Source organism: Ruegeria sp. ABF4_144 (genome assembly GCF_056160045.1).
The window spans coordinates 3,103,807-3,125,597 of record NZ_JBSWWK010000001.1; the positions used below are offsets into that span (position 1 = coordinate 3,103,807).

Genomic DNA, 21,791 nt, shown 5'->3' on the forward strand with positions numbered 1-21,791 from the left:
GTGTTACATTGGGCCTGCAATTGGTTTGGGAGGTGATCATGAAAACGCGTTTGGTCCTGAGTATCGTCTTTGCCGGTCTTGCCTGCGCCGCCTGGGCGCAACGCGCCGCCGAGGTTAAATTCGAGCCCGGCAATTTCGGCACGATGGTCAGCGGAACCATCACTGGTGACGAGTATTTTGACTACAGCCTTGGTGCGAATGCCGGTCAGGAAATGTTTGCCGAACTAAAGGTCAGCGACACCAACGGCAACGGTGTGATTTACTTCAACATCCTGCCGCCGGGCAGCGACGGCAATGCAATATACAATGGCTCAATCAACGGCAACACCGCCCGGATCGACCTGCCGGAAGATGGAGATTACACGATCCGCGTCTATCTGATGGGCAATGATCGGGACACCGGCAAGACAGTCGGCTATAATCTGGATTTGTCAATCCAGTAGGTCTCAGGCCTCAGATTTGCCCAGCGGCACGACGTTTGGATGCTCGTCCGGGGCCAGTTCCTCGAAATCGAAATTGTCCAGCCGCTGTGCCCGACGCCCGGCCTTTTCGGCACTGATCTTGATTTCCGAGATATCCTTGGCCGCCTGCCCGAAATGCCGGTCCAGGTTCGAGACACGGTCGCCCAGACGCTCCACATCCTTGTGCAGCAGGCCCAATTCCTTACGGATCGCGCCTGCCTGTTCGCGCATCCGCGCGTCTTTCAGGATCGCGCGCATCGTATTCAGCGTTGCCATGCAGGTTGTCGGGGACACGATCCAGACGCGTTTGCTGAAACTTTCCTGCACCAGTTCAGGGAACTTGGCGTGCAGCTCGGCATAAACGGCCTCGGACGGCAGGAACATCAGCGCGCCATCGGCTGTTTCGCCGTCCAGAATGTACTTCTCGGCAATATCGTTGATGTGCTTGCGCACCGTACTGCGGAACATCTGCACCGCCGCTTTCAGCTCGGCGTCATTGGTCGATCCGATCAGCGCCTCATACGCCTCCAAAGGGAACTTGCTGTCGATCACAATCGGCCCCGGTGGGTTCGGCAGGTGGATCAGGCAATCTGCGCGACGTCCGTTCGACAGCGTCGCCTGCAATTGGAAACTGTCCGAGGGCAGTGCTTTGGAGACGATATCGTTCAGCTGAATCTCACCAAACGCGCCGCGGGTCTGCTTGTTCGACAGGATATCCTGCAGCGACAGCACGTCTCCTGACAGCTTGGTGATATTGTCCTGTGCCTTGTCGATGGCAGCCAATCGTTCCTGCAACTGGGTCAGTGAAGTCGCGGTCTGTTTCGAAGAACCGTGCAGCGATTCCTTCATCCGCTCTTGCATCTCGGCCAGTGCTCGGGCGGACTTCATCGCGTTATCTGCCAACCGGTCATTCATTTGCTGCTGCACCGAAGACAGGCGGGATTCGACCGTCTGAATCACCTGCACCTGCGCATTGGCCTGCGTGTCCGAGACATGCTGCAATCCGCCGCGCAGCTGCTCTTGCCCCTGCCCCAGCTGTTGCACGTGTTGACCCAGATGCGCCATCTGCCGCGCCAGTGGTTCCGCCAACTGCGCCGAGCGTTGCGCTGCCCGCATGGACAAAAACAGTAGCAGCAGGATCAGCGCCAACACACCGCCCGCAATCAGGATCACGGGGTCGTTCAATGCAATTTGGGTGCCAGCAATCTCGATCATGTTGCCTCGAATGTTCTTGTTTTATTCTTCATAGCCCGGCAAGGCCAAAGTATCAACTGCGGCCGAACAGACGCTCGATGTCGCTCAGCTTCAGCTCCACGTAAGTCGGCCGCCCGTGATTGCACTGGCCGGAATGGGGCGTTGCCTCCATCTCGCGCAGCAGGGCGTTCATTTCTTCGGCCCGCATCCGGCGACCCGACCGGACCGAGCCATGACAGGCCACCCGGCTGAGGATCGCCTCGATCCGCGCCTGCACTGTCTGGCTTTCACCCTGATCGGCCAGTTCGTCGAGGATATCGAGGATCATCGCGCGGGCATCGACCTCACCCAGAATGGCTGGGGTTTCGCGTACGGCGATGGCGCCACCGCCGAACGGCTCCAACGTCAGGCCAAGGCGTGACAGGTCATCGGCCACAGCCATCAGCCGCGCGCAATCGCCTTCGGATAGCTCAACAATCTCGGGGATCAGCAGCGCCTGTGCAGCAACGCCGTTCTCGGCCATCTGAGTTTTGAGCTTTTCATAGACCAACCGTTCATGCGCCGCGTGCTGGTCGACAATCACCATGCCATCGGCGGTCTGGGCGATGATGTAATTCTCGTGCACCTGTCCACGCGCGGCACCCAGCGGCAAGTCCTGCGGTGTGGGTTCTTCGACTGCGACCGGAACCACCGGAGCGGAGTCGACAACGCTGCCGCTATATTCCCGGGACAGCTCGGCGAAACCCGGCGCCTGCGCCTGATAGGCCACCTGACGCGCCACAGGTGAAGGCCGGTCCATCTGATACACCCGCGCCGGAGCAGGCTGCGCCGGTTCGGGCCGCATCGCACCCAGCGTGGCATTGGCCACAGTGGTCGAGGCCCGGTGCCCCGCCTCGGCCAACGCGTGCCGCAAGGCCGAGACGATCAGCCCGCGCGCCACACCGGGATCGCGGAAACGCACCTCGGATTTGGCGGGATGGACGTTCACATCCACCAGCGTCGGGTCACAATCGATGAACAGAGCTGCCGCCGGATGGCGGTCGCGGCTGAGGAAGTCAAAATAGGCCGCCCGCAATGCACCGGTCAGCATCTTGTCCCGCACGGGGCGGCCATTGACGAAGAGATACTGCGCCACGGCGGCACCTCGGGAATAGGTTGGCAACGCCGCGTAGCCATACAGCCGGATACCTTCGCGCGTGGCGTCGATCTGCAGGGCGTTCTCAGCAAACTCGCGCCCGATCACGCGGGCCAGACGTGCATGCAGCGCGTCGAACAGATCGCCATTTTCTCGGTCAGCGCGGAAGGTCACGCGCCCCTCGCCCCCGCCCGAAACATCACGCAAAGAGAAGGTGATCGCTGGCTCAGCCATCGCCAGACGCTTAACTGTGTCACCTATCGCCTGCGCCTCGGCCCGGTCGGTGCGCATGAATTTCAGCCGTGCAGGCGTAGCAAAGAACAGGTCGCGCAGCTCCACCACGGTACCGGCGCGCAGGGCGGCGGGCTTCACCGCTTCCATCTTGCCGCCTGCCACGTGGACTTGCGCCGCATCCCCGCCCGGCACCCGGCTGGTGATGGTCAGTCGACCTACCGCGCCCAATGACGGCAGCGCTTCGCCCCGAAACCCGAATGTGTGGATGTTCAACAGATCCGAGCCGTCAATTTTGGAAGTCGCGTGGCGCGACAGAGCCAGCGGCAGGTCCTGCGCCGATATTCCGCACCCGTCGTCGGTGACGCGAATCAGCGTCTTGCCGCCATCGGCGATATCGATGGCGATCCTTGATGCCCCGGCATCGATGGCGTTTTCCACCAGTTCCTTGACCGCCGAGGCTGGACGCTCCACCACCTCACCCGCGGCGATACGGTTGATCGCAGCGTCATCCAGCTGCCGGATAACGGGTGGGTTTTCGCTGATATTGGGGTGTGTCTGCGCCATACCACCAGACCTAGCACAGGCGCGTACGATTCTGCCACCGGTTTGGACGCTTCAATTTTAAGGAGGGGCGTTCGAACAATCGCGCCATACCGATGTTTAAAAACGGTATATAGGGTCGCGATTGTCCGAACGATCCGAAGTGAGTGGTGGTCATACAGAAAATTTCTGGAAGCGGTTTAACACGATCAACGCATTCAACGTCATTAACTCCGCATACGCTTGCAGACTGAGCAGATTCCAGCCGACCCGTCGCAGAAAGCGGTGGCGGGAACACGCCGTGTCAAGAGACCTGGGGCGCTCCGGCGCGGGTTCGGCACGGTCCCCACAACGCTGCTGCGGCCAGGATCAGACCCGACATGGTGGCGATCATGCCCGCCGCGCTGACCGCGTCCGCTCCGCCCAGCCACAGGGGCCCGTACCCCGCCAGCACATAGCCCGAAATAGCCGAGATGCTGGCGAAGACTACGCTCCACGCAATCTGGGTTTCTAGCCGGTTGGTCATCAAACGCGCGGCGGCAGGGGGGCAGATGAACATGGCGATCACGATGATCGACCCCACCGCGTCAAAGGCCGCCACCGCGGAAATCGCTGCAACGATCACCAACGCCATGCCAAGCGCACCAGTACGAATGCCGATTGTGCGGGCAAAGCCTTCGTCAAAGGTAGAGATTTTCAGCGGTCGCCAGAACAGCCAGATGAACAGAACAACGCCCACCAGCGTCAGTGCGATGCGCGGCAGTTCCGGCGGCAACCCGGCCAAGGCTGTCAGGTCCAACAGGGATGACCACCCTATCGCATCCAACCAGATCAGGCTTTCCAGATTGCCGTAAAGCGCATGTTCCACGTCCAGATGCACGGTCGAGGTATCGGTCTGCTCCAACAGCAGCACACCGCCTGCAAACATGGTGGTAAACACCACTCCCATCGCCGCACCCGGTTCGATCTGGCCCAACCGCCGGATCGCCTCGATCATCACCACGGCGACAATCGAAGCCCCCGCCGCACCCAGCATCATCGGCCAGGTCGAGATCGCTCCGGTCAGGATAAAGGCCACCACGATGCCGGGCAGCACCACATGGCTGATTGCATCGCCGATCAGAGCTTGTTTACGCAGCACCAGAAAATTGCCCGGCAACGCGCAGGCAATCGCCGCAAAGGTGCCGATCAACAAAGGTGTTAACGACAGGGGGACAAATTCTTCACCACTCATGAAGGTACCCCTTGCGGGCCGCCAATCTGGCGGTCGATTTCGGCAATCTGGTCGCGGGTTAGCACCGTTTCGATATCGCGCAACCCGTCATAAAGCGCGGCTGTCGCCTCATGTGCCTGGTCGGCACGGACGACTTCCCAGCGCTTTTCGTCGCGCAGGGCTTTGGCGGCACGGGCTTTGCCGGCCTCGGTGGCGACGCCGTCGGCACGGGCCAATCCGGCGCGCTTCAACAAGCGCAGGGTCAGCGGTTCATAGATCTTCTGATCCTGCGCCAGCGCCAGCAGACCTTGACGGATGTGGACACGGCGTTGGAACCGCAGATGTTTAAGTACCGCCGCCAGCACACCGCGCACTGGGGCCAACAGCAGCGAGAGAGCGAAGAAACCAAAACTGACCAGCACGATGATCGGGCCCGTCGGCAGGTTTGGGGCCGAGGCTGACAGCGCCGCGCCCAGATATCCGGCCAGACCACCCGCCAAACCGGCCAGCAACACCACCCGATCCGACCGCTCGGTCCAGAACCGCGCCGTGACGGCGGGGATGATCAGCAAAGCCACAATCAGAATCAGCCCAACGATCTTGAGGCCAACCACGGTGACGGCCATCACCAGACCCATCATCGCCAGGTCGATGCGATGCACAGGCAGCCCTCGGGCCGCGGCATATTCCGGGTCAAAGGCCACCATGGTCATCGGGCGGCGGATAATCATTACCATCAGCAGTGTCGCTGCCCCACCGATCGCGATGATCAGTGCATCGGCCCAGAGCATCCCGGCGGTTGAGCCCAGCAGGAACCCTTCCAAACCCGCCTGACGACCGACGCCCATTGTCTGGATCACAGTCAACAAAACGATGCCAAAGCCGAAGAAAACGGACAATACCGCCCCAATTGCAGCGTCCTCAGCCAGCCGCGTACGGCGAGTTAGCCAGTTCATGCATAATAGGCCAATCCAAGCCGAGATCGCCGACCCGGCCAACAAGCCAATCAGATTGCGCCCATCGCTGCCAAAGGCAACCAAAACCATGAACGCAAGGCACACGCCCGGCAGCGTCGCATGGCTGATCGCATCGCTGACAAGAGCGCGCTTACGCAGAAACAGGAAGGTGCCCGTGACCCCGGCCGAAACACCAAGCAGAGTCGCGCCGATGGCAACCAGCGTGGCGTTATAGCCAAGCTGCAGGGTCAGAGCGTCCCAAAGCATGGATTACCCCAGCGCGCGAGAGATCTGGTCGATCTGGGCGGTGGCCAAGCGGCCTCCGTACGCCGATTGCAGGGTCTCGGCGGTGAAGGCCTCACTCACCGGACCCTCGGCCACTTTGCGGGTGTTGATCAGGAAAACGTGGTCAAAATAGTCGGTGACAGTTGCCAGATCGTGATGCACGACAACAACGGTCTTGCCCGCCTCTTTCAACGATTTCAGCACCGCGATGATGGCCTTTTCCGTGGCCGCATCGACCCCGGCAAAGGGTTCGTCCAGCAGGTACAGATCCGCCTCTTGCGCCAAAGCGCGGGCCAGGAACACCCGCTGCTGCTGGCCGCCGGAAAGCTGGCCAATCTGTCGATCCGCGAAATCGCGCATCCCAACGCGGTTTAAACAATCCATCGCGCGGGCCATATGGCGACCGCGGATACGGCCCAGCAAGCCCAGTTCTCGCGACAGGCCCATCAGCACCACGTCGATGACACGGGTTGGGAAATCCCAATCCACACTGGCACGCTGCGGCACATAAGCGATGCGGGCGCGCTGCTGCTCCAGCGGCTTGCCGTAAACAGTCACCTGCCCGGACAGCGGAGATACGATCCCCAATGCGGCCTTGAGCAGGGTCGATTTCCCCGCACCGTTCGGCCCGATGATCGCAGTCATCGCGCCGGGTTGTACGGTCATGTCTACTGAAAACACTGCTGGCTTCTGGCCGTAGGAAACAGTCAGGCCGCGAATAGCCAGAGGGCTGTCTTCCAGGCTGTTCTCAGTAACCGTCACACCCTGATTTGTGGCCAGCTCCAGCATAACTCAAAACCCCGCCGACAGTTTGCCGTTCATGCCGCGATCCGGCACATCCGCGCCCAGCGCGCCTGCGATGACGGTGATGTTGTGATCCAACATGCCGATATACGTACCCTCATAGGTGCCCGGTTCGCCCATTGCGTCGGAATATAGCTCGCCGCCGACACCCACATCATGACCTTTGGCCGCAGCGCCTTCGATCAGCGCGCGCATCGACCGGTCAGACACCGAGCTTTCCACGAACACCGCTTGCAATTGTTTGTCGACCAGTGTGTCCACCAGTTCTCCGATCCGGTTCAGGCCGGCTTCGGACTGGGTCGAGATGCCCTGAATGCCCATCACCTCATAGCCGTATTCGGCCCCGAAATAGCCAAAGGCGTCATGCGCCGTGACCAACACGCGGTTGTTTTCGGGCACAGATGCAAGAGCCTGACCGGCATAAGCCTCCAACTGATCGATCTCGGCCAGATGCGCCTGCGCGTTTGCAGCAAAGATGTCGGCCGCGTCAGGGCGTGCCTCGGTCAGTGCATCCTGCACTTCGACCACAACATCGCGCCACAGAGCAGGGCTCATCCACACATGCGGGTCATACTTGTCAGCATAATCGTCATGGGCGCGCAGTTTCGACGTGTCGATCCCTTCGGCTACGGCTACAACTGGCCGTTTGCGGCCCAGATCGTGGAAGAAATCCTCCATCTGTGCCTCAAGATACAGGCCGTGCCACAGGATCAGGTCTGCGCGGGTCATGGCAACGATATCGCTGCGGGTCTGGCGATAGGCGTGCGGATCGACGCCGGGCCCCATCAAGCCCTTCACTTCAACCTGATCACCGCCAACCTGTCGCGCGGCATCTGCGATCATGCCGGTGGTGGCAACCACCTTCAGCGGCGCTTCGGCCCAGGCCGTCAAGGGCAATGCAGCGGCGAAAGCTAAAGCTGCAAGAAAGCTACGACGAATCATTTCAGACCCCGAGTTGCTAAACAGTTAAGAATGAATATGCGAACCATTCGCAACTAAGTCAACGCTATTGCGAATTATTCGCAAAAAAATCGCTTATTTTGTCCATTTGGTCAAAAAATTTACACCTCCATCCTCGCTACGCCTTCCATTTATGCGCCGCCCATGCGATTTTGGCACAAACCTCCCAAAGGATGTGACTATGGAAACGCAGAGCTCAGACAGCCCCGTGCGCACCGCGCATCTGCCGCAAGTGACCGAGCCCAGAAACCCCGGTATGGACCTTGATCTGGATTGGGTGCGGGCCGTACAGGCCAACACTTCGGCCATTGAACGCCGCGCAGCGACCCTGCCGGGTCGGCGGTCGGTAAAAAAGGACTATCAGGCCGCGTGGCTGCTGAAAGCTGTCACGATGATCGACCTGACCACCTTGTCAGGCGATGACACGGTGGGCCGTGTGCGGCGTCTTTGCGCGAAGGCGCGCCAACCGGTTGCGTCGTCGGTGTTGCAAGCTATGGATATGCCGCCAATCACCACTGGCGCGGTTTGTGTCTATCACGACATGATCGAAACGGCGGTTGCGGCGCTGAAAGGCACGGGCATCCCGGTGGCTGCAGTCTCGACCGGCTTCCCAGCGGGCTTGTCCCCCTTCCATCTGCGCGTAGCCGAGATCGAGGAAAGCGTGAAAGCCGGGGCCGAAGAAATCGACATCGTAATCTCGCGCCGTCATGTGCTGTCGGGCGACTGGCAAGCGCTGTATGACGAAATGAAAGCCTTCCGCGTGGCCTGCGGTGATGCGCATGTCAAAGCCATTCTGGCAACCGGAGAGTTGGGCAGCCTGCGCAATGTCGCGCGAGCTTCGCTGGTCTGCATGATGGCGGGGGCAGATTTCATCAAGACCTCAACCGGAAAGGAAAGCGTCAACGCCACCCTGCCCGTCTCACTGGTGATGATCCGCGCGATCCGCGACTACTATGATCGCACCGGATACCGTGTCGGGTATAAACCTGCGGGTGGCATCTCGAAAGCCAAAGATGCGCTGGTTTACCTGTCGCTGATCAAGGACGAATTGGGCGACCGCTGGCTGGAGCCGGACCTGTTCCGCTTTGGCGCCTCGTCGCTGCTGGGTGATATCGAGCGGCAGCTGGAACACTATGTGACGGGCGCGTACTCCGCCGGCCACCGTCACTCCATGGGCTGAGGACAAGAACAATGACAGTCAAAGAGATTTTCGAAACCATGGACTACGGCCCCGCCCCCGAAAGCGCGGCCGAGGCGCTGGCCTGGCTGGTCGATCAAGGCGACAAGTTCGGCCACTATATCGATGGGGCTTTCACCAAACCTGGCAAAGGGTTCGACAGCCGCAACCCGGCGACCGGAGAGGTTCTGGCCAAGCTGACGCAAGCCAAACAAGCTGACGTGGATGCCGCCGTATCCGCCGCCCGCAAGGCGCAGCCTAAGTGGGAGAAGTTGGGCGGCGCAGGCCGTGCGCGGCACCTCTATGCCATCGCGCGGCTGTTGCAGAAGCATTCACGTCTGTTTGCGGTGCTGGAAAGCCTGGACAACGGCAAGCCGATCCGTGAATCGCGCGACATCGATATCCCGCTGGCGCAGCGCCATTTCTACTACCACGCCGGAATGGCGCAGTTGATGGAAAGCGAGCTACCGGATGCGCAGGCTGTAGGCGTGTGCGGGCAAATCATCCCGTGGAACTTCCCGCTGCTGATGCTGGCGTGGAAGATCGCGCCTGCGTTGGCGATGGGCAACACGGTGGTTCTGAAACCGGCCGAGTACACCTCGCTGACCGCGCTGCTGTTTGCTGATATCTGCGCGCAGGCCGGGCTGCCGAAAGGCGTGGTCAACATCGTCACTGGCGATGGTGCCGTGGGTGAGATGATCGTGAACGCCGACGTGGACAAGATCGCCTTTACCGGATCCACCATTGTTGGTCGTCGTATCCGTGAGGCGACCGCAGGTTCGGGCAAGGAACTGACGTTAGAGCTGGGTGGAAAATCCGCCTATATCGTGTTCGACGATGCCGATATCGACAGCGCCATTGAAGGTCTGGTCGATGCGATCTGGTTCAATCAGGGTCAGGTTTGCTGCGCAGGCTCGCGTCTGCTGGTGCAAGAAGGCATCGCCGACCGTTTCCATGACAAGCTACGCGCACGGATGGACAAGCTGCGTGTTGGCAACCCGCTGGACAAGTGCATCGACGTGGGCGCAGTTGTGGACCCGGTCCAACTGCAGACCATCAAGGGTTTGGTCGAAAGCAACACCGCCGGCCACGTGCATCAGGCCGCGTGCGAGCTGCCTGAAAACGGTTGCTACTACCCTCCGACGCTGATCTCGGGGCTCGAAACGTCCGATCCGCTGATGCAGGAAGAAATCTTTGGCCCTGTTCTGGTGTCCTCGACCTTCCGCACGCCTTCTGAGGCGGTCGAGCTGGCCAACAACACCCGATACGGCCTGGCCGCAACGGTCTGGACCGAGAACGTCAATCTCGCGCTGGATATTGCGCCCAAGCTGGTTGCCGGTGTGGTCTGGGTCAACGCCACCAACCTGTTCGACGCCGCCGCCGGTTTCGGTGGCGTACGTGAAAGCGGTTATGGCCGAGAAGGCGGCTGGGAAGGTCTGGCGGCCTACACCAAGCCCAAAGGCAAAGCCAAGCCGCTGACAAAGGTCGAGGCGACCACGGGCGAAGGCGCTCCGGTCGATCCCATCGACCGCACCGCCAAGATGTATGTGGGCGGCAAACAGGCGCGGCCCGATGGGGGCTATTCGAAACCTGTCTGGGGCAAGCCGGGGCTGCTGGGCCATGTCGGCCTTGCCAACCGCAAGGACGTGCGCAACGCGGTTGAGGCTGCGGCGGGTGCTAAAGGCTGGTCCAAGACCACTGGCCATCTGCGGGCTCAGATCCTGTATTACATCGGTGAGAACCTCTCGGCCCGCGCCGATGAATTCGCTGCGCGTATCGACGCGATGACCGGCAAGAAAGACGGCGCGAAAGAGGTTGAAGCCTCGATCCAGCGGCTATTCACCGCCGCCGCCTGGGCCGATAAATATGACGGTCAGGTTCATGGCGTTCCGATCCGGGGTGTTGCTATTGCGATGAAAGAGCCCGTTGGTGTGATCGGCGCGCTTTGCGCCGATGAGGCACCGCTTCTGGGTCTGGTTTCGACCATGGCCCCGGCGATTGCGATGGGCAACCGAGTGGTGCTGGCGGCATCCGAGCCCTATCCGCTGGCGGCAACCGATTTCTACCAGATCCTCGAAACCTCGGACGTGCCAGCAGGCGTGGTGAACATCCTGACCGGCAGCCACGCGGAACTGGCGAAACCGCTGGCCTCGCATCTGAACGTGGACGCGGTCTGGTCGTTCTCATCGACGGATCTGTCGAAAGAGATCGAGGTCGTCTCGGCTGGGAACCTGAAACGGACCTGGGTCAATAACGCGACGGCACTTGATTGGGGCGTGGACCATTCCCGCCGCTTCCTGCAGGCTGCAACCGAAATCAAGAACGTCTGGGTGCCCTACGGCGAGTAGGGCTCCCGCATCACGGGAGACCTACATGGATTTTGCAAACAAAACCGTCATCGTCATCGGCGGCACCAGCGGTATCAACCGGGGCATAGCCGAGGCCTTTGCGGCCTCGGGTGCCAAACTGGCCGTGGCCAGCCGATCGCAGGACAAGGTGGATGACACCGTCGCAGCATTGAAAGCTGCGGGCGCAGCTGACGCCATTGGTGCAGCGTTTGACGTGCGTGATCCCGAGGCTGTGGCTGCGGGCCTGAAGCAGTTTCACGACGCGTTCGGCGAATTCGATGTGCTGGTTTCAGGCGCGGCGGGCAACTTCCCGGCTCTGACGTCAGAGATGTCGGTCAATGCGTTCAAAACCGTGATCGATATTGACCTGATGGGTACGGTCCACGTGATGAAAGGGGCGTATCCTTATCTCAAACGCCCCGGCGCCAGCATCATCAACATCTCGGCGCCGCAGTCCTATCTGCCTTACGAAGGTCAGGCGCATGTCTGCGCCGCCAAAGCGGGCGTTGATCAGATCACCCGCACCCTGTCGATGGAATGGGGCGTTGAAGGCATCCGGGTGAACTCGGTGGTTCCGGGCTTCATCGAAGGCACCGAGGGCGCGAAACGTCTGGCCCCCACCGAAAACGCCCATGAAGAACTGCGCCGCGATGTGCCTTTGGGTCGTTGGGGTCAGCCACAGGACGTGGCCAATGCCTGCCTGTTCCTCAGCTCTGATCTGGCCAGCTATATCAGCGGCACGGTGATGGCCGTAGATGGCGCTCTGTATCAGCGCGGATCGGGTAAATTCGGTCAGATGATGGGGCAGATGCTGCGAAGCGCAGCGGGGAAAAAGGGCTGAGGCGCGCTCAGCCCCCTTTTCATCAGTTCGTGGTTTCCAAACCTTCGGGTTTACCGACAACGGTGAAATGCAGGCCTTCAGGGTCAAGCAACTCACGGGCCACGCGGTTGACCTCATCCAATGTCACCGCGTTCACCTGATCGTTGCGGGTGGCGATGTAGTCGATGGGCAGGTCCTGCATCTGCATCCCAACCATGATCCCGGCGATCCGGCCATTGCCATCGAACCGTAACGGATAGGCACCGGTCAGATAGGTCTTGGCGTCATCCAGTTCCTTCTGGGTCACGCCCTGTGACGCGGCGCGGGCCCATTCGGCACGGATCACCTCGACCGCTTCTGCGATACGATCATTGCCCGAGGACACGGAGCCCAGATAGACCGAGGCCAGATCCTTGGGCACCAGATAGGTCGCCACACCATAGGTCAGGCCGCGTTTTTCGCGCACTTCCTGCATCAGGCGGCTTTCAAACCCGCCACCCCCCAGAATGTGGTTCAGGATATAGGCGGCAAAGAAGTCCTCATCATCCCGGTCAATGCCCGCATGGCCAAACAGGGCCACAGATTGCGGAGTATTGAAGTCGATCACACTGACCCCACCGGGGATGGTTACATCGGCACGGTCCGGTATGGGCTTGCCGGTTTCAGGCAAGTCCGCCAGCAGCTTATCCAGTAATGCGCCCAGCTCTTCGGGAGTGATGTCACCCACGGCGCCAACGTACAACCGGTCCTTGGCCAGGACATTCTCATAGGCAGTCACTACATCATCGCGGGTCAGCGCGCTGACGCTTTCGATCGTGCCCTTACCCTCGGTGCCATAGGGGTGATCACCATAGGCCATCTGCGCGAAGCTGCGGCTGGCGATTTCGTTGGGATCGGTCTGATCCGAGCGCAGCCCGGATAGAACCTGCGCCTTCACCCGTTCCACCGCGTCCTCGTCAAAGCGCGGCTCGTGAATGGTGGTGCGTAGCAGGTCGATCACCTCATCGCGGTTTTCGGTCAGGAACTGCGCCGAAATCGATACCGTGTCGTCAGATGCGTTATAGCTGAACGATGCCGCCAGCGATTCCAGCTCGCGCGCATAGGTGCGAGCATCCATGTCGCCTGCGCCTTCCTCGATCAGACCGCTCATCAGATAGGTAGCCCCACGCTTGCCGGGCTCGTCCAGCGAAGTGCCGCCGCGGAACCGCAGCTCCAACGCGGTGAAGGGGATCGAGTGATCCTCGACCAGCCATGCGGTGATCCCACCAGGGGATGTCACCTCTTCGATCTCGATATCAGCCCAGGCGGGCAACGCGATGACGACGGCGATCAGGGTTGCAAATATACGTTTCATTGCGTCACCTCATCGTCGCGCATCAGCCAGCCGGTCACGGATGCCTCACGTTGCAGTACCTCACGGGCGGCGGCAATGATCTCATCCCCGGTTACGGCCTGTAGGATATCGGGCCAGGCCTGCACGTCTTCGACCGTCAGACCACTGGTCAGGGCGCGGCCATAGCGATTGCCGATCCCGTCCACATTGTCGCGCGCATAGGTTTGCGAGGCCCGCAATTGCATTTTGATCCGGTCGAGGTCGTCTTCGTTCACCCCTTCGGCGATGAAATCGGCAACTGCCTGATCCATTGCATCCTCGGCCTCTTGTAGCGACACGCCCTGCGCCGGGACAACCAGCAAGTCGAAGGTCGTGTCATCCAGCGAAACACCGCGATAGAAGGCACCGGCATAGACAACCAGTTGCTGTTCGAACTGCAGCTTTTCGTTCAGATAGGACGTGGTGCTGCCACCCAGCAACTCGGCCAGCAGGAAAAGAGCGGCGGCTTTTTCCTGTTCGCCCGGATCACGTTCGGGCGCCAGATAGCTGCGCTGCACATAGGGCTGGGACACCCGTGCATCCTTGAAGGTCAGGCGACGTTCGGCGGTTTGTGGCGGCTCTTGCGAACGCACCCGCTCGGGCAGGTCCGGGTTGGCTGGGATGACACCGTAGTACTGATCGGCCAACGCTTTGACCGCATCGGGCTCCACATCGCCGGTCACCACCAGAATGGCGTTATTGGGCGAATAGTGCGTCTGGTAGAAGGACAGCGCGTCGTCCATGTCCAGCGTCTCCATCTCATGCCGCCAGCCGATGATCGGCACGCCATAGCGATGGTTGAGGTACTGCGACGCGTTCATCTGCTCGCCAAACAGGGCGCGGGGGCTGTTGTCGGTACGCTGGTTGCGTTCTTCAAGGATCACGTCGCGTTCTGTTCGAATATCCTCTTCCGACAGACGGATATTGCGCATCCGGTCCGCCTCCATCCGCATCATCAGCTCCAGCCGATCGGCGGCGACGCGTTGGTAATAGGCGGTGTAGTCATAGGACGTGAACGCATTGTCATTGCCGCCATTGGCTGCAACCGTTGCCGAAAATTCTCCCGGGGCCAGCGTGTCGGTACCTTTAAACAGCAGATGTTCCAGGAAATGCGCCACACCGGACGAGCCGACCGGCTCATCCGCGGATCCGGCGCGGTACCAGACCATGTGCTGCACGACAGGCGCGCGGTGATCTTCGACCACAACGACATCCATGCCGTTATCCAGCGTAAAGGTTGTGACCGCCTCGTGCCCTTCTTTGGCAATCAAAGGCGTGGCGGCGACAAGGGCGGCAGACAAGGCCAGAGCCCGAACCATGGGGCGTCCTCCGTTTCGTTTATGGTGTTCAAACTACGGTGGCGCGGCGCAGGTTCAAGGCCGATGACGGAAAGTTAAGGTTTATTCATCCGCCGGAGGCGCAGAGGGTGTCTCGATCCCCGCACGGCGCGCCGCCTGATTTTGGGCGTCGGCATCAAGCGCCTGACGTTGGTACACCTGAGAATAGCGATCCACCTTGAATAGGCGCAGGCGGGTCAGGCGACCCTGCTTTTTGCGGAATTCGGCATCTTCGGTGTCGACAACCTGCCGCGTGTTGGACGGCACGCCATAACGGCTAGAGGCCGTTACCAGTGCTGCATCGCTGGATGGGATGGCGGCATTGGCGTTCAGTGCGGCCTCGCTTCCGCCCAAGGCCACAACCGCGTCCCCTTTCGGGTTCGGGTCGGTCAGGTTTGTCCCGCCCGGTGTCGGTGCCGGCAGGAACTTGTAGTCTTTGGGCTGAGTCAGTGGCTCAACCGGCATGACTGAAAACTCATCCGGTCCCTGTCCCGGAGCCTCAAGGTGGCGCAAACCGATATTCGAGCACCCGGCAACCGCAAGGATCAGTGTCACAGCAAATATGGAACGCGGCAACCGCATCAGAGTCTCCAGCCAGTTTCAGGCGCTTTTATCGCATATCACCGGGCGCGTCACGAGGGCTTTTTGCCTTCGAACAACACAAGTCCGATCACACCGGCAAAGATAAACACATCGGCCAGATTGAACACGAACGGATTGTTGATGCCACAGCAGGACATGTTCAGGAAATCCAGAACATAGCCATAGATCACCCGGTCCAACACATTTGCCAGCGCGCCGCCAATCAGCAGACCGCCGCAGAACAGCATCAGTTTCGACGGGGTCGTGCGTACCAGCCAAATCAGCACGCCGATCGATATGGCCAGCGAGATACCGATCAGAACCCAGCGGGCAGAGTCGCTATCCCCCTGGAACAGGCCAAAGTTGATGCCCCGATTCTCGCCGTATTTGAACACCAGCAAAGGTGGCAGGACGTCGATATTGCCCTCGGCCACGCGCATCACGTGAACGACCAGATACTTGCTGATCTGGTCGATCAGAAACGCGGCCAGCGCGGCCCAGAGCAGAAGGCGATAGCGCATCAGTGACGGAAATGACGCATGCCGGTGAACACCATGGCCAAACCGGCCTCATCCGCTGCAGCAATCACTTCGTCATCACGCATCGAGCCGCCAGGCTGGATCACGCAAGTAGCGCCCGCTTCGGCGGCCTCCATCAGACCGTCGGGGAAGGGGAAAAACGCGTCAGACGCCACAGCCGAGCCGATGGTCAGCGGTTGCGGCAACCCCAGCACATCGGCCATGCGCTCGGCTTTCTTGGCCGCGATCAGGGCCGAGTCAACGCGGCTCATCTGGCCAGCACCCACACCTACGGTAGCGCCATCCTTGACGTAAACGATGGCGTTGGATTTGACGTGTTTCGCCACTTTCCACGCGAAAAGCAGGTCGCGCATCTGTTCCTCGGTCGGGGCCTTCTTGGTGACCACTTTCAAGTCATCCATGCCGACAAAGCCATTGTCCTTGTCCTGCACCAGCAAGCCACCGGCAACCTGACGCACGGTTTTGCCGCCTGCGGTCACATCCGGCAGACCATCGGTTGTCAGCAGACGCAGGTTTTTCTTGGCGGCAAAGATCGCCTTGGCCTCATCCGATGCGCCAGGCGCGATCACAACCTCGGTGAAAATACCGGTGATTTCCTGCGCGGTTTCGGCATCCAGCGGCTGGTTCAGCGCGACGATGCCACCAAAGGCCGAGGTGCGGTCGCAATCGAATGCCGCTTTGTAGGCCTCCAACAGGGTCGCGCCTTTGGCCACACCGCAGGGGTTGGCGTGTTTGATGATGGCACAGGCAGCGCCTTGTGCCGGGTCAAACTCGGCCACCAGTTCAAACGCCGCGTCGGTGTCGTTGATATTGTTGTAGCTCAGTTCTTTGCCCTGATGCTGTACAGCGGTCGCCACGCCGGGACGGTTGGTGCCGTCAGTGTAGAAGGCCGCCGACTGGTGGCTGTTCTCGCCATAGCGCAGGGTCTGTTTCAGCTCACCGGCAAAGGCACGGCGTTTGGGGGCCTCAAGCTCCAGCGCGTCTGCCAGCCAGTTGGACACGGCGGTGTCATAGGCGGCTGTACGGGCATAGGCCTTTTGCGCCAGCTTGCGGCGGAATTTCGGGCAGGTTGCACCGTTGTGCTGGTCCATGTCCCCAAGCAGTTTTTCATAATCCTCGACGTCCACGACCACGTTCACGAAAGCATGGTTCTTCGCCGCCGCACGGATCATCGCTGGGCCGCCGATGTCGATGTTTTCGACGCATTCATCGTAGTCGGCGCCTTTGGCCACGGTGGCCTCGAACGGGTAGAGATTCACAACCAGCAAATCGATCGCGCCGATGCCGTGTTCGGTCATCGCGGCCACATGGGTGTCATTGTCGCGCAGCGCCAACAAGCCGCCATGCACCATAGGGTGCAGGGTTTTCACCCGGCCGTCCATCATTTCGGGGAAGCCGGTCACTTCGCTGACATCCTTCACCGAAAGCCCGACGTCGCGCAGCGCCTTTGCGGTGCCCCCGGTCGACAGCAACTCGACCCCGCGCTCGGACAGCGCCTGTCCCAGTTCGATCAGTCCGGTCTTATCGGATACGGAAAGCAACGCGCGGCGCACGGGGTGAAGGTCGGTCATGGGTCCAAAGGTCCTTTTGGCGTCAGTCAAACTCGGGCTCGTCCCGGTGCAGGTCGCGCACGGCATAGGCTGTATCCTGTGCCTTGCTCAACGTCCACTGGATGCGCGTCGCATACTCCATTGCGCGCCCGGATAGAACGATCTGTTTTGTCGCGCGGGGCTTTAATCGGCCTTTTTCAAGGTAAACGCTTGGTTCGACGGCTAATTTTGCAACACCGTCATGGCGGAAAACCCAGATCTCACCGCTTTTGAGCGCCATCGACACCGCCGCGCCACCCAGATCAATGGCTGCATCCACGTCCGGATGCAGGTGAAACCGGACGTCATAGCGAATACCCTTGAGGCCCGAGGCATCCATCGCCTTGTCGAACTGCCGCTTGGCCTTGTCGGTGGCAGTTAGCAAAATATCCTCGCCCGTCAGCTGGCGGCCGTCAAAACGCAGCTCGAACGTACGGGCATGGGTCAGGCCAAAGGTTTTGGTATAGCCGTCATGTCCGACCATAAAGCGTGCGCCCTCGAACGCCTCTTCGGTGTCGACAGGCACATCTTGCGGTGCATCGACCAGCGCCTCACTCTCGCTGCCAGTCCCCGCCGGGGTCAGACGGGCGCTGGAATATCCATCCAGGCACAGGGTCGAGTGCGACGGCGTCGCACGGCCTGCCCTCCGCCATTCCGACCCGAAACTTTCGCCCGAGCCGCAATTCACGATCAACGGCCGCCGCCCCGAGGTCAGCTCGAACGCTAGGGTCGAGGCATGGGCGTTCAGCGACGCGGCCCCTTTTGGCGGTGTGCTGGCATCCACGATCACACTGGTCCGCGCGGCATAAAGCCGAGCAAACCCCATCGCCAAACCCGTCGCGTGCTGCGGACGAACCCCGCTTTGAGCCAGCGCCTGATCCAGCCGCCCTTCAACCCCGCGGCCGCCACCGTGAAACCGGGCCAGCGCACCATCGGCGTGGCGCAGGCTGCGCAGCGTCGGCGCCATCCGCTTGATCGCATCAGCCTGCGCAGCCGGTGTGCCTCGCCCCAGATCGCTCAGCGCGGCCGAGTTCCAGGACAGCAGGGTAAACACATCCAGCAACTCTTCTGGATTGCGGGTGAGAATGCCACCTTGCGCGTCGATCTGTTTTTCACATTCCTTGGCCAACGCGCGCAGGGCCGGATCAGCCATGCGCTCGGCCCCTTCCAAAGCCAACCCGGCCTGAACCAACCCCGCCAGTGCCTCGAACCGAGGCAGACCCGGTGTGGCGGCCTGCCAGCGCTTGGATAGAAACCAGGTCTGTTGCGCCAGCGACTGGAAAAACGCCCGGCTTTGTTTTTCATCCGCGCCACGCAGCAGGAAAATCGCGTGATTAATCCAGCGCATCACCCGCCGACCAGTCAGATCAGGCGCCCATCCTGGCCCCTGCCCACGCCCGTGTGCGTCGATCCAGCCCCAGACCCAGCGTTGCGCTTTTTCACGGGCGCGCATGTCGCCGACCGCTGCCAGATCATCCAGCCAGGCAAAGCCGTGGCGTTCGTTGTCAAACCCTGCGCTCGGAGCCGCTACATCCCACAGGTTGGTATCCTGTGCCTCGACCAGATACCCCGCAAACAGCAGATTACCCGCCACCAACTGCCGCCCCCGCGCAAACGACCCGACAGTGCGGGGCTCGGGTTCACCGACAAAGCCTTTAACCGCCTTACGCCGTTGACTGAGCCGCGCATAGAGACGGTTCTGAAACCGTGTCCACCGATTGGTCATGGTATCTGATTTTGACATGACGCTCGTTACTCTGCCCCTTGCGCTCTGCTGGCGCTTGAGACCCAACGATAGACCGCCCAGATCGTCAAGTCACCGAAAAGCGTCGCATCAGGCGGATTTGTTCAGGCAGGCCACGTAGAACCCGTCCATCCCGCCACGATCCGCCCAATAATCGGGCCGCAGGCGTAGGCCGCCCTCCTCGGTGATCCAGCCGGGTTCAACCCCGGTAATGTTCAGCGCATCGCGGTCCACGGCCATGTCCGGGTACTGCTCCAACCCCTCCTCGATCTGAACCTCGCCCTCATCGGGCAGCAGGGAGCAGGTGCAATAGACCAGCCGCCCACCCGGTTTCAGCAAGGTCCAGGCATGGGCCAGCATCTGCGCCTGCAACTCGATCAGCCCACCGAATTCCGATCCATCCTTTGCAAAGGGCAAATCCGGGTGGCGGCGAATGGTGCCGGTGGCGGAACAGGGTGCGTCCAACAGGATGGCGTCGTACTGGCCCTGATGCTCCAAGGCATCGCCCGCGACGACATTGGCGCTCAGGCCTGTGCGATTGAGGTTGTCGCGCACCCGCTCCAACCGCGAGTCCGCGATATCCAGAGCGGTGACCTTAGCTCCAGCAGCGGCCAGTTGCAGCGTCTTGCCCCCCGGCGCAGCGCAGAGATCCAGCACAGTTTCTCCGGGGTTCGGCGCCAATACCTGCACTGGCAGCGCCGCCGCCGCGTCCTGCACCCACCAATCGCCTGTATTGAAGCCCGGCAAAGCCGAGACCTGACCCGCATCCTGCAAACGCAGCGACCCGGTCGGCAGGGTATCACCAGGGCCGGTCGCTCCCGGCTTTACTGTGATATCCAGTGGGGCACCTGCGAAATGGGCCTGTTCCATGCCCGCAACGGCCTCAGTGCCCCAAGCCATGATCAACGGCTCGCGCAGCCATTCCGGCAAACGCGGCACCCGCATCTTGGGCCAAGCATCGGGCCCTTCTGCGGCCACTTTGCGCAGCACAGCGTTTACCAGACCCTTTAGGCGACCATGCTTGCGCGAGCGGCCGACGATTTCGACCATGGAATTGACCACACCATGCGCGGCCTCACCGTGGCAAAGCTCAACCGCGCCAAGGCGCAGGGCGTTGTGCACGGTCAAAGCAGGTGTTCGGTTCAGGTGGTTGCCCAGCAGACGGTCGGCGCGCTCAAGCCCGCGCAGGGTTTCCAGCGTCAGCCGCTGAGCCCGCGCACGATCCTCGGGGTCCAGCCGATCCAGCGCGCCTGCGGCCAGACATTCAGACAGCAACCGGCCTTCTCCCAAAATCTGATCCAGCAGATAGATCGCGCTGCGTCGCGCTGCTGTTGCGTTGTCGGACATGGAACCGCCTTTGATGTGACCCTCGCCCGCATTGCCAAACGCGGACGGGGGCGTATATCAAGACCCTGCACGGAAAGGAACCCGATGTCATGAGCGATGACCGCAAAGACCTGCCCCCAGCAGCCCAGCGTGCTTTGGCCGAGGCTGAAGAGCGCCGCAAAAAGGCAGAGGCTGAGGCAAAAGAAATGCCCAAGGAACTGGGCGGCCGCGATGGTCCTGACCCGGCCCGTTACGGCGATTGGGAGAAGAAGGGCATCGCGATCGATTTCTGATCGTTCAGCCCCGCAGCGCCTTCAGAAAATCGTCGATCAATGCGCGCTGTTTCTTTGACCGAACCCGATCCTCGGGCCATGTTAGCCAGTACCCTTCGCGCGTTTGCAGTTCCGGCAGGTCAAGCCTGCACAATTGCCCGCTGCGCACATGCCCTGACGCAAGGGGCACCGAGCCCAAAACCACTCCCATCCCCTGCCGGGCCGCCGCAATCGCGTGGCCCATTGAATCAAAGCTGACCCGAGCAGGAGGCAACTCGCTGACCCCCGCCGCCGTGGCCCAATCGCGCCAACCCGGGCGTTCGCCGCGCTGATCGACCAGAGGTGCCCCCCACGCAATGCCGGGCGCGGCCATCGGCACCAGAACCTCCTGTGCGATCAAGGCGGCCTCTCGCCCCGGCCACGCGCCCCGGCCATAGCGTATTTGCAACCATGTCTTTTCCTCATCCAGCGAAGACCGGCGTGCGACGGAATCGGTCAGAACCTGCACCTTGGGCCGGGCCTTGAGGAACGATGTCAGGCATGGCAGAACCAAAGCGTAGATATGGGACGACAGGCCCGCGACGCGCAGCTCTCGCGGGGATTTACCGAACAGGTCCTCGGTGTTGCGCTCCAACGCCTGTAAACTGTCCTGAACCAGCGGCAGGTAGCTCTCACCTTCGACCGTCAGAGACACACCCCGTGCCTCGCGTACGAACAGCGTGCGGCCCAGCCAGGTTTCCAGATTTGCGATCCGCTGGCTGACTGCGGCCTGTGTCAAACCGAACTCCTTGGCGGCGGCCGAAAATCCACCCAACCGCCCGGCTGCTTCGAACACGCGCAACCAGTCCAGTGGCGGTAATCCGATCTTTTTTTTAGCCATAAGATTTTCCAAGCCTCAGCAGC

At 61.1% G+C, this 21,791-nt stretch carries 19 protein-coding genes; 5 read left to right on the plus strand and 14 right to left on the minus strand.

Going from position 1 to position 21,791, the window contains the following annotated elements:
• Nucleotides 1–38: 38 nt before the first annotated feature.
• On the plus strand, nucleotides 39–443 hold the full coding sequence (locus tag ACXAGD_RS15530) for a hypothetical protein (protein ID WP_475211770.1): 405 nt from the start codon (nucleotides 39–41) through the stop codon (nucleotides 441–443).
• A gap of 3 nt (nucleotides 444–446) precedes the next feature.
• On the opposite strand, the gene ACXAGD_RS15535 is transcribed toward ACXAGD_RS15530, so the two are convergent.
• The 6 genes from ACXAGD_RS15535 to ACXAGD_RS15560 all read right to left on the minus strand — a co-directional run bounded on the left by ACXAGD_RS15535 (nucleotide 447) and on the right by ACXAGD_RS15560 (nucleotide 7,764).
• Nucleotides 447–1,676 (minus strand): DNA recombination protein RmuC, encoded by a 1,230-nt coding sequence (locus ACXAGD_RS15535; protein ID WP_475211771.1) that lies wholly within the window; start codon nucleotides 1,674–1,676, stop codon nucleotides 447–449.
• A 52-nt stretch (nucleotides 1,677–1,728) separates the two neighbouring features.
• Nucleotides 1,729–3,588, minus strand: coding sequence for a DNA mismatch repair endonuclease MutL (gene mutL / locus ACXAGD_RS15540; protein WP_475211772.1), 1,860 nt, complete (start codon nucleotides 3,586–3,588; stop codon nucleotides 1,729–1,731).
• A gap of 280 nt (nucleotides 3,589–3,868) precedes the next feature.
• Complete coding sequence (locus ACXAGD_RS15545; protein ID WP_475211773.1) at nucleotides 3,869–4,798, minus strand: metal ABC transporter permease; 930 nt, start codon at nucleotides 4,796–4,798, stop codon at nucleotides 3,869–3,871.
• Nucleotides 4,795–6,000, minus strand: coding sequence for a metal ABC transporter permease (locus ACXAGD_RS15550; RefSeq protein ID WP_475211774.1), 1,206 nt, complete (start codon nucleotides 5,998–6,000; stop codon nucleotides 4,795–4,797). Before ACXAGD_RS15550 ends, ACXAGD_RS15545 begins: the two co-directional genes overlap by 4 nt.
• A gap of 3 nt (nucleotides 6,001–6,003) precedes the next feature.
• Nucleotides 6,004–6,807, minus strand: a complete 804-nt coding sequence (locus ACXAGD_RS15555) for a metal ABC transporter ATP-binding protein (RefSeq protein WP_475211776.1) — start codon at nucleotides 6,805–6,807, stop codon at nucleotides 6,004–6,006.
• Between the two features lie 3 nt (nucleotides 6,808–6,810).
• The gene (locus tag ACXAGD_RS15560) at nucleotides 6,811–7,764 is read right to left on the minus strand and encodes a metal ABC transporter solute-binding protein, Zn/Mn family (RefSeq protein WP_475211777.1); all 954 of its coding nucleotides are present in this window, start codon (nucleotides 7,762–7,764) and stop codon (nucleotides 6,811–6,813) included.
• A 199-nt stretch (nucleotides 7,765–7,963) separates the two neighbouring features.
• Here ACXAGD_RS15560 and deoC point away from each other — a divergent pair, with 199 nt between their 5' ends.
• Genes deoC through ACXAGD_RS15575 form a run of 3 tightly spaced genes read left to right on the plus strand, consistent with a single transcriptional unit; the run spans nucleotide 7,964 to nucleotide 12,148 of the window.
• Nucleotides 7,964–8,962 carry a deoxyribose-phosphate aldolase gene (deoC, locus tag ACXAGD_RS15565; RefSeq protein ID WP_475211778.1) on the plus strand — a complete coding sequence of 333 codons (999 nt, stop codon included), beginning with the start codon at nucleotides 7,964–7,966 and terminating at the stop codon, nucleotides 8,960–8,962.
• Nucleotides 8,963–8,973: 11 nt separating this feature from the next.
• Entirely contained in the window at nucleotides 8,974–11,307 is a 2,334-nt protein-coding gene (locus ACXAGD_RS15570) for an aldehyde dehydrogenase family protein (RefSeq protein WP_475211779.1), read from the plus strand.
• 25 nt (nucleotides 11,308–11,332) lie between these two features.
• Entirely contained in the window at nucleotides 11,333–12,148 is an 816-nt protein-coding gene (locus tag ACXAGD_RS15575; protein WP_475211780.1) for an SDR family oxidoreductase, read from the plus strand.
• A gap of 22 nt (nucleotides 12,149–12,170) precedes the next feature.
• Here ACXAGD_RS15575 and ACXAGD_RS15580 read toward each other — a convergent pair whose 3' ends face one another.
• The 7 genes from ACXAGD_RS15580 to ACXAGD_RS15610 form a co-directional block, all read right to left on the minus strand.
• Nucleotides 12,171–13,481, minus strand: a complete 1,311-nt coding sequence (locus ACXAGD_RS15580) for a M16 family metallopeptidase (RefSeq protein ID WP_475211781.1) — start codon at nucleotides 13,479–13,481, stop codon at nucleotides 12,171–12,173.
• Nucleotides 13,478–14,818, minus strand: coding sequence for a M16 family metallopeptidase (locus tag ACXAGD_RS15585; protein WP_475211783.1), 1,341 nt, complete (start codon nucleotides 14,816–14,818; stop codon nucleotides 13,478–13,480). Before ACXAGD_RS15585 ends, ACXAGD_RS15580 begins: the two co-directional genes overlap by 4 nt.
• A gap of 81 nt (nucleotides 14,819–14,899) precedes the next feature.
• Entirely contained in the window at nucleotides 14,900–15,418 is a 519-nt protein-coding gene (locus ACXAGD_RS15590) for a DUF3035 domain-containing protein (protein ID WP_475211784.1), read from the minus strand.
• A gap of 50 nt (nucleotides 15,419–15,468) precedes the next feature.
• A complete protein-coding gene (gene lspA, locus ACXAGD_RS15595; protein WP_475211786.1) occupies nucleotides 15,469–15,939 on the minus strand; it encodes a signal peptidase II in 471 nt (156 codons plus the stop codon).
• Nucleotides 15,939–17,528, minus strand: coding sequence for a bifunctional phosphoribosylaminoimidazolecarboxamide formyltransferase/IMP cyclohydrolase (gene purH / locus ACXAGD_RS15600; protein ID WP_475211788.1), 1,590 nt, complete (start codon nucleotides 17,526–17,528; stop codon nucleotides 15,939–15,941). The genes lspA and purH overlap by 1 nt, the downstream gene beginning before the upstream one ends.
• Before the next feature lie 22 nt (nucleotides 17,529–17,550).
• Nucleotides 17,551–19,290, minus strand: a complete 1,740-nt coding sequence (locus ACXAGD_RS15605) for a heparinase II/III family protein (RefSeq protein WP_475211789.1) — start codon at nucleotides 19,288–19,290, stop codon at nucleotides 17,551–17,553.
• Between the two features lie 90 nt (nucleotides 19,291–19,380).
• On the minus strand, nucleotides 19,381–20,637 hold the full coding sequence (locus ACXAGD_RS15610) for an RsmB/NOP family class I SAM-dependent RNA methyltransferase (protein WP_475211790.1): 1,257 nt from the start codon (nucleotides 20,635–20,637) through the stop codon (nucleotides 19,381–19,383).
• Between the two features lie 89 nt (nucleotides 20,638–20,726).
• Here ACXAGD_RS15610 and ACXAGD_RS15615 point away from each other — a divergent pair, with 89 nt between their 5' ends.
• The gene (locus ACXAGD_RS15615; RefSeq protein ID WP_170326393.1) at nucleotides 20,727–20,909 is read left to right on the plus strand and encodes a DUF1674 domain-containing protein; all 183 of its coding nucleotides are present in this window, start codon (nucleotides 20,727–20,729) and stop codon (nucleotides 20,907–20,909) included.
• 4 nt (nucleotides 20,910–20,913) lie between these two features.
• On the opposite strand, the gene ACXAGD_RS15620 is transcribed toward ACXAGD_RS15615, so the two are convergent.
• On the minus strand, nucleotides 20,914–21,768 hold the full coding sequence (locus tag ACXAGD_RS15620; RefSeq protein ID WP_475211792.1) for a LysR family transcriptional regulator: 855 nt from the start codon (nucleotides 21,766–21,768) through the stop codon (nucleotides 20,914–20,916).
• Between the last annotated feature and the right edge of the window lie 23 nt (nucleotides 21,769–21,791).

What these genes read in the sequence shown, in the direction of transcription:
- ACXAGD_RS15575 (WP_475211780.1), top strand. Translation starts at nt 11,333, where the DNA reads ATGGATTTTGCAAACAAAACCGTCATCGTCATCGGCGGCACCAGCGGT.
- lspA (WP_475211786.1), bottom strand. Translation starts at nt 15,939, where the DNA reads ATGCGCTATCGCCTTCTGCTCTGGGCCGCGCTGGCCGCGTTTCTGATC.
- ACXAGD_RS15620 (WP_475211792.1), bottom strand. Translation starts at nt 21,768, where the DNA reads ATGGCTAAAAAAAAGATCGGATTACCGCCACTGGACTGGTTGCGCGTG.
- ACXAGD_RS15615 (WP_170326393.1), top strand. Translation starts at nt 20,727, where the DNA reads ATGAGCGATGACCGCAAAGACCTGCCCCCAGCAGCCCAGCGTGCTTTG.
- ACXAGD_RS15535 (WP_475211771.1), bottom strand. Translation starts at nt 1,676, where the DNA reads ATGATCGAGATTGCTGGCACCCAAATTGCATTGAACGACCCCGTGATC.
- deoC (WP_475211778.1), top strand. Translation starts at nt 7,964, where the DNA reads ATGGAAACGCAGAGCTCAGACAGCCCCGTGCGCACCGCGCATCTGCCG.
- ACXAGD_RS15560 (WP_475211777.1), bottom strand. Translation starts at nt 7,764, where the DNA reads ATGATTCGTCGTAGCTTTCTTGCAGCTTTAGCTTTCGCCGCTGCATTG.
- ACXAGD_RS15610 (WP_475211790.1), bottom strand. Translation starts at nt 20,637, where the DNA reads ATGTCCGACAACGCAACAGCAGCGCGACGCAGCGCGATCTATCTGCTG.
- purH (WP_475211788.1), bottom strand. Translation starts at nt 17,528, where the DNA reads ATGACCGACCTTCACCCCGTGCGCCGCGCGTTGCTTTCCGTATCCGAT.
- ACXAGD_RS15570 (WP_475211779.1), top strand. Translation starts at nt 8,974, where the DNA reads ATGACAGTCAAAGAGATTTTCGAAACCATGGACTACGGCCCCGCCCCC.
- ACXAGD_RS15545 (WP_475211773.1), bottom strand. Translation starts at nt 4,798, where the DNA reads ATGAGTGGTGAAGAATTTGTCCCCCTGTCGTTAACACCTTTGTTGATC.
- ACXAGD_RS15605 (WP_475211789.1), bottom strand. Translation starts at nt 19,290, where the DNA reads ATGTCAAAATCAGATACCATGACCAATCGGTGGACACGGTTTCAGAAC.
- ACXAGD_RS15550 (WP_475211774.1), bottom strand. Translation starts at nt 6,000, where the DNA reads ATGCTTTGGGACGCTCTGACCCTGCAGCTTGGCTATAACGCCACGCTG.
- ACXAGD_RS15530 (WP_475211770.1), top strand. Translation starts at nt 39, where the DNA reads ATGAAAACGCGTTTGGTCCTGAGTATCGTCTTTGCCGGTCTTGCCTGC.
- mutL (WP_475211772.1), bottom strand. Translation starts at nt 3,588, where the DNA reads ATGGCGCAGACACACCCCAATATCAGCGAAAACCCACCCGTTATCCGG.
- ACXAGD_RS15590 (WP_475211784.1), bottom strand. Translation starts at nt 15,418, where the DNA reads ATGCGGTTGCCGCGTTCCATATTTGCTGTGACACTGATCCTTGCGGTT.
- ACXAGD_RS15585 (WP_475211783.1), bottom strand. Translation starts at nt 14,818, where the DNA reads ATGGTTCGGGCTCTGGCCTTGTCTGCCGCCCTTGTCGCCGCCACGCCT.
- ACXAGD_RS15555 (WP_475211776.1), bottom strand. Translation starts at nt 6,807, where the DNA reads ATGCTGGAGCTGGCCACAAATCAGGGTGTGACGGTTACTGAGAACAGC.
- ACXAGD_RS15580 (WP_475211781.1), bottom strand. Translation starts at nt 13,481, where the DNA reads ATGAAACGTATATTTGCAACCCTGATCGCCGTCGTCATCGCGTTGCCC.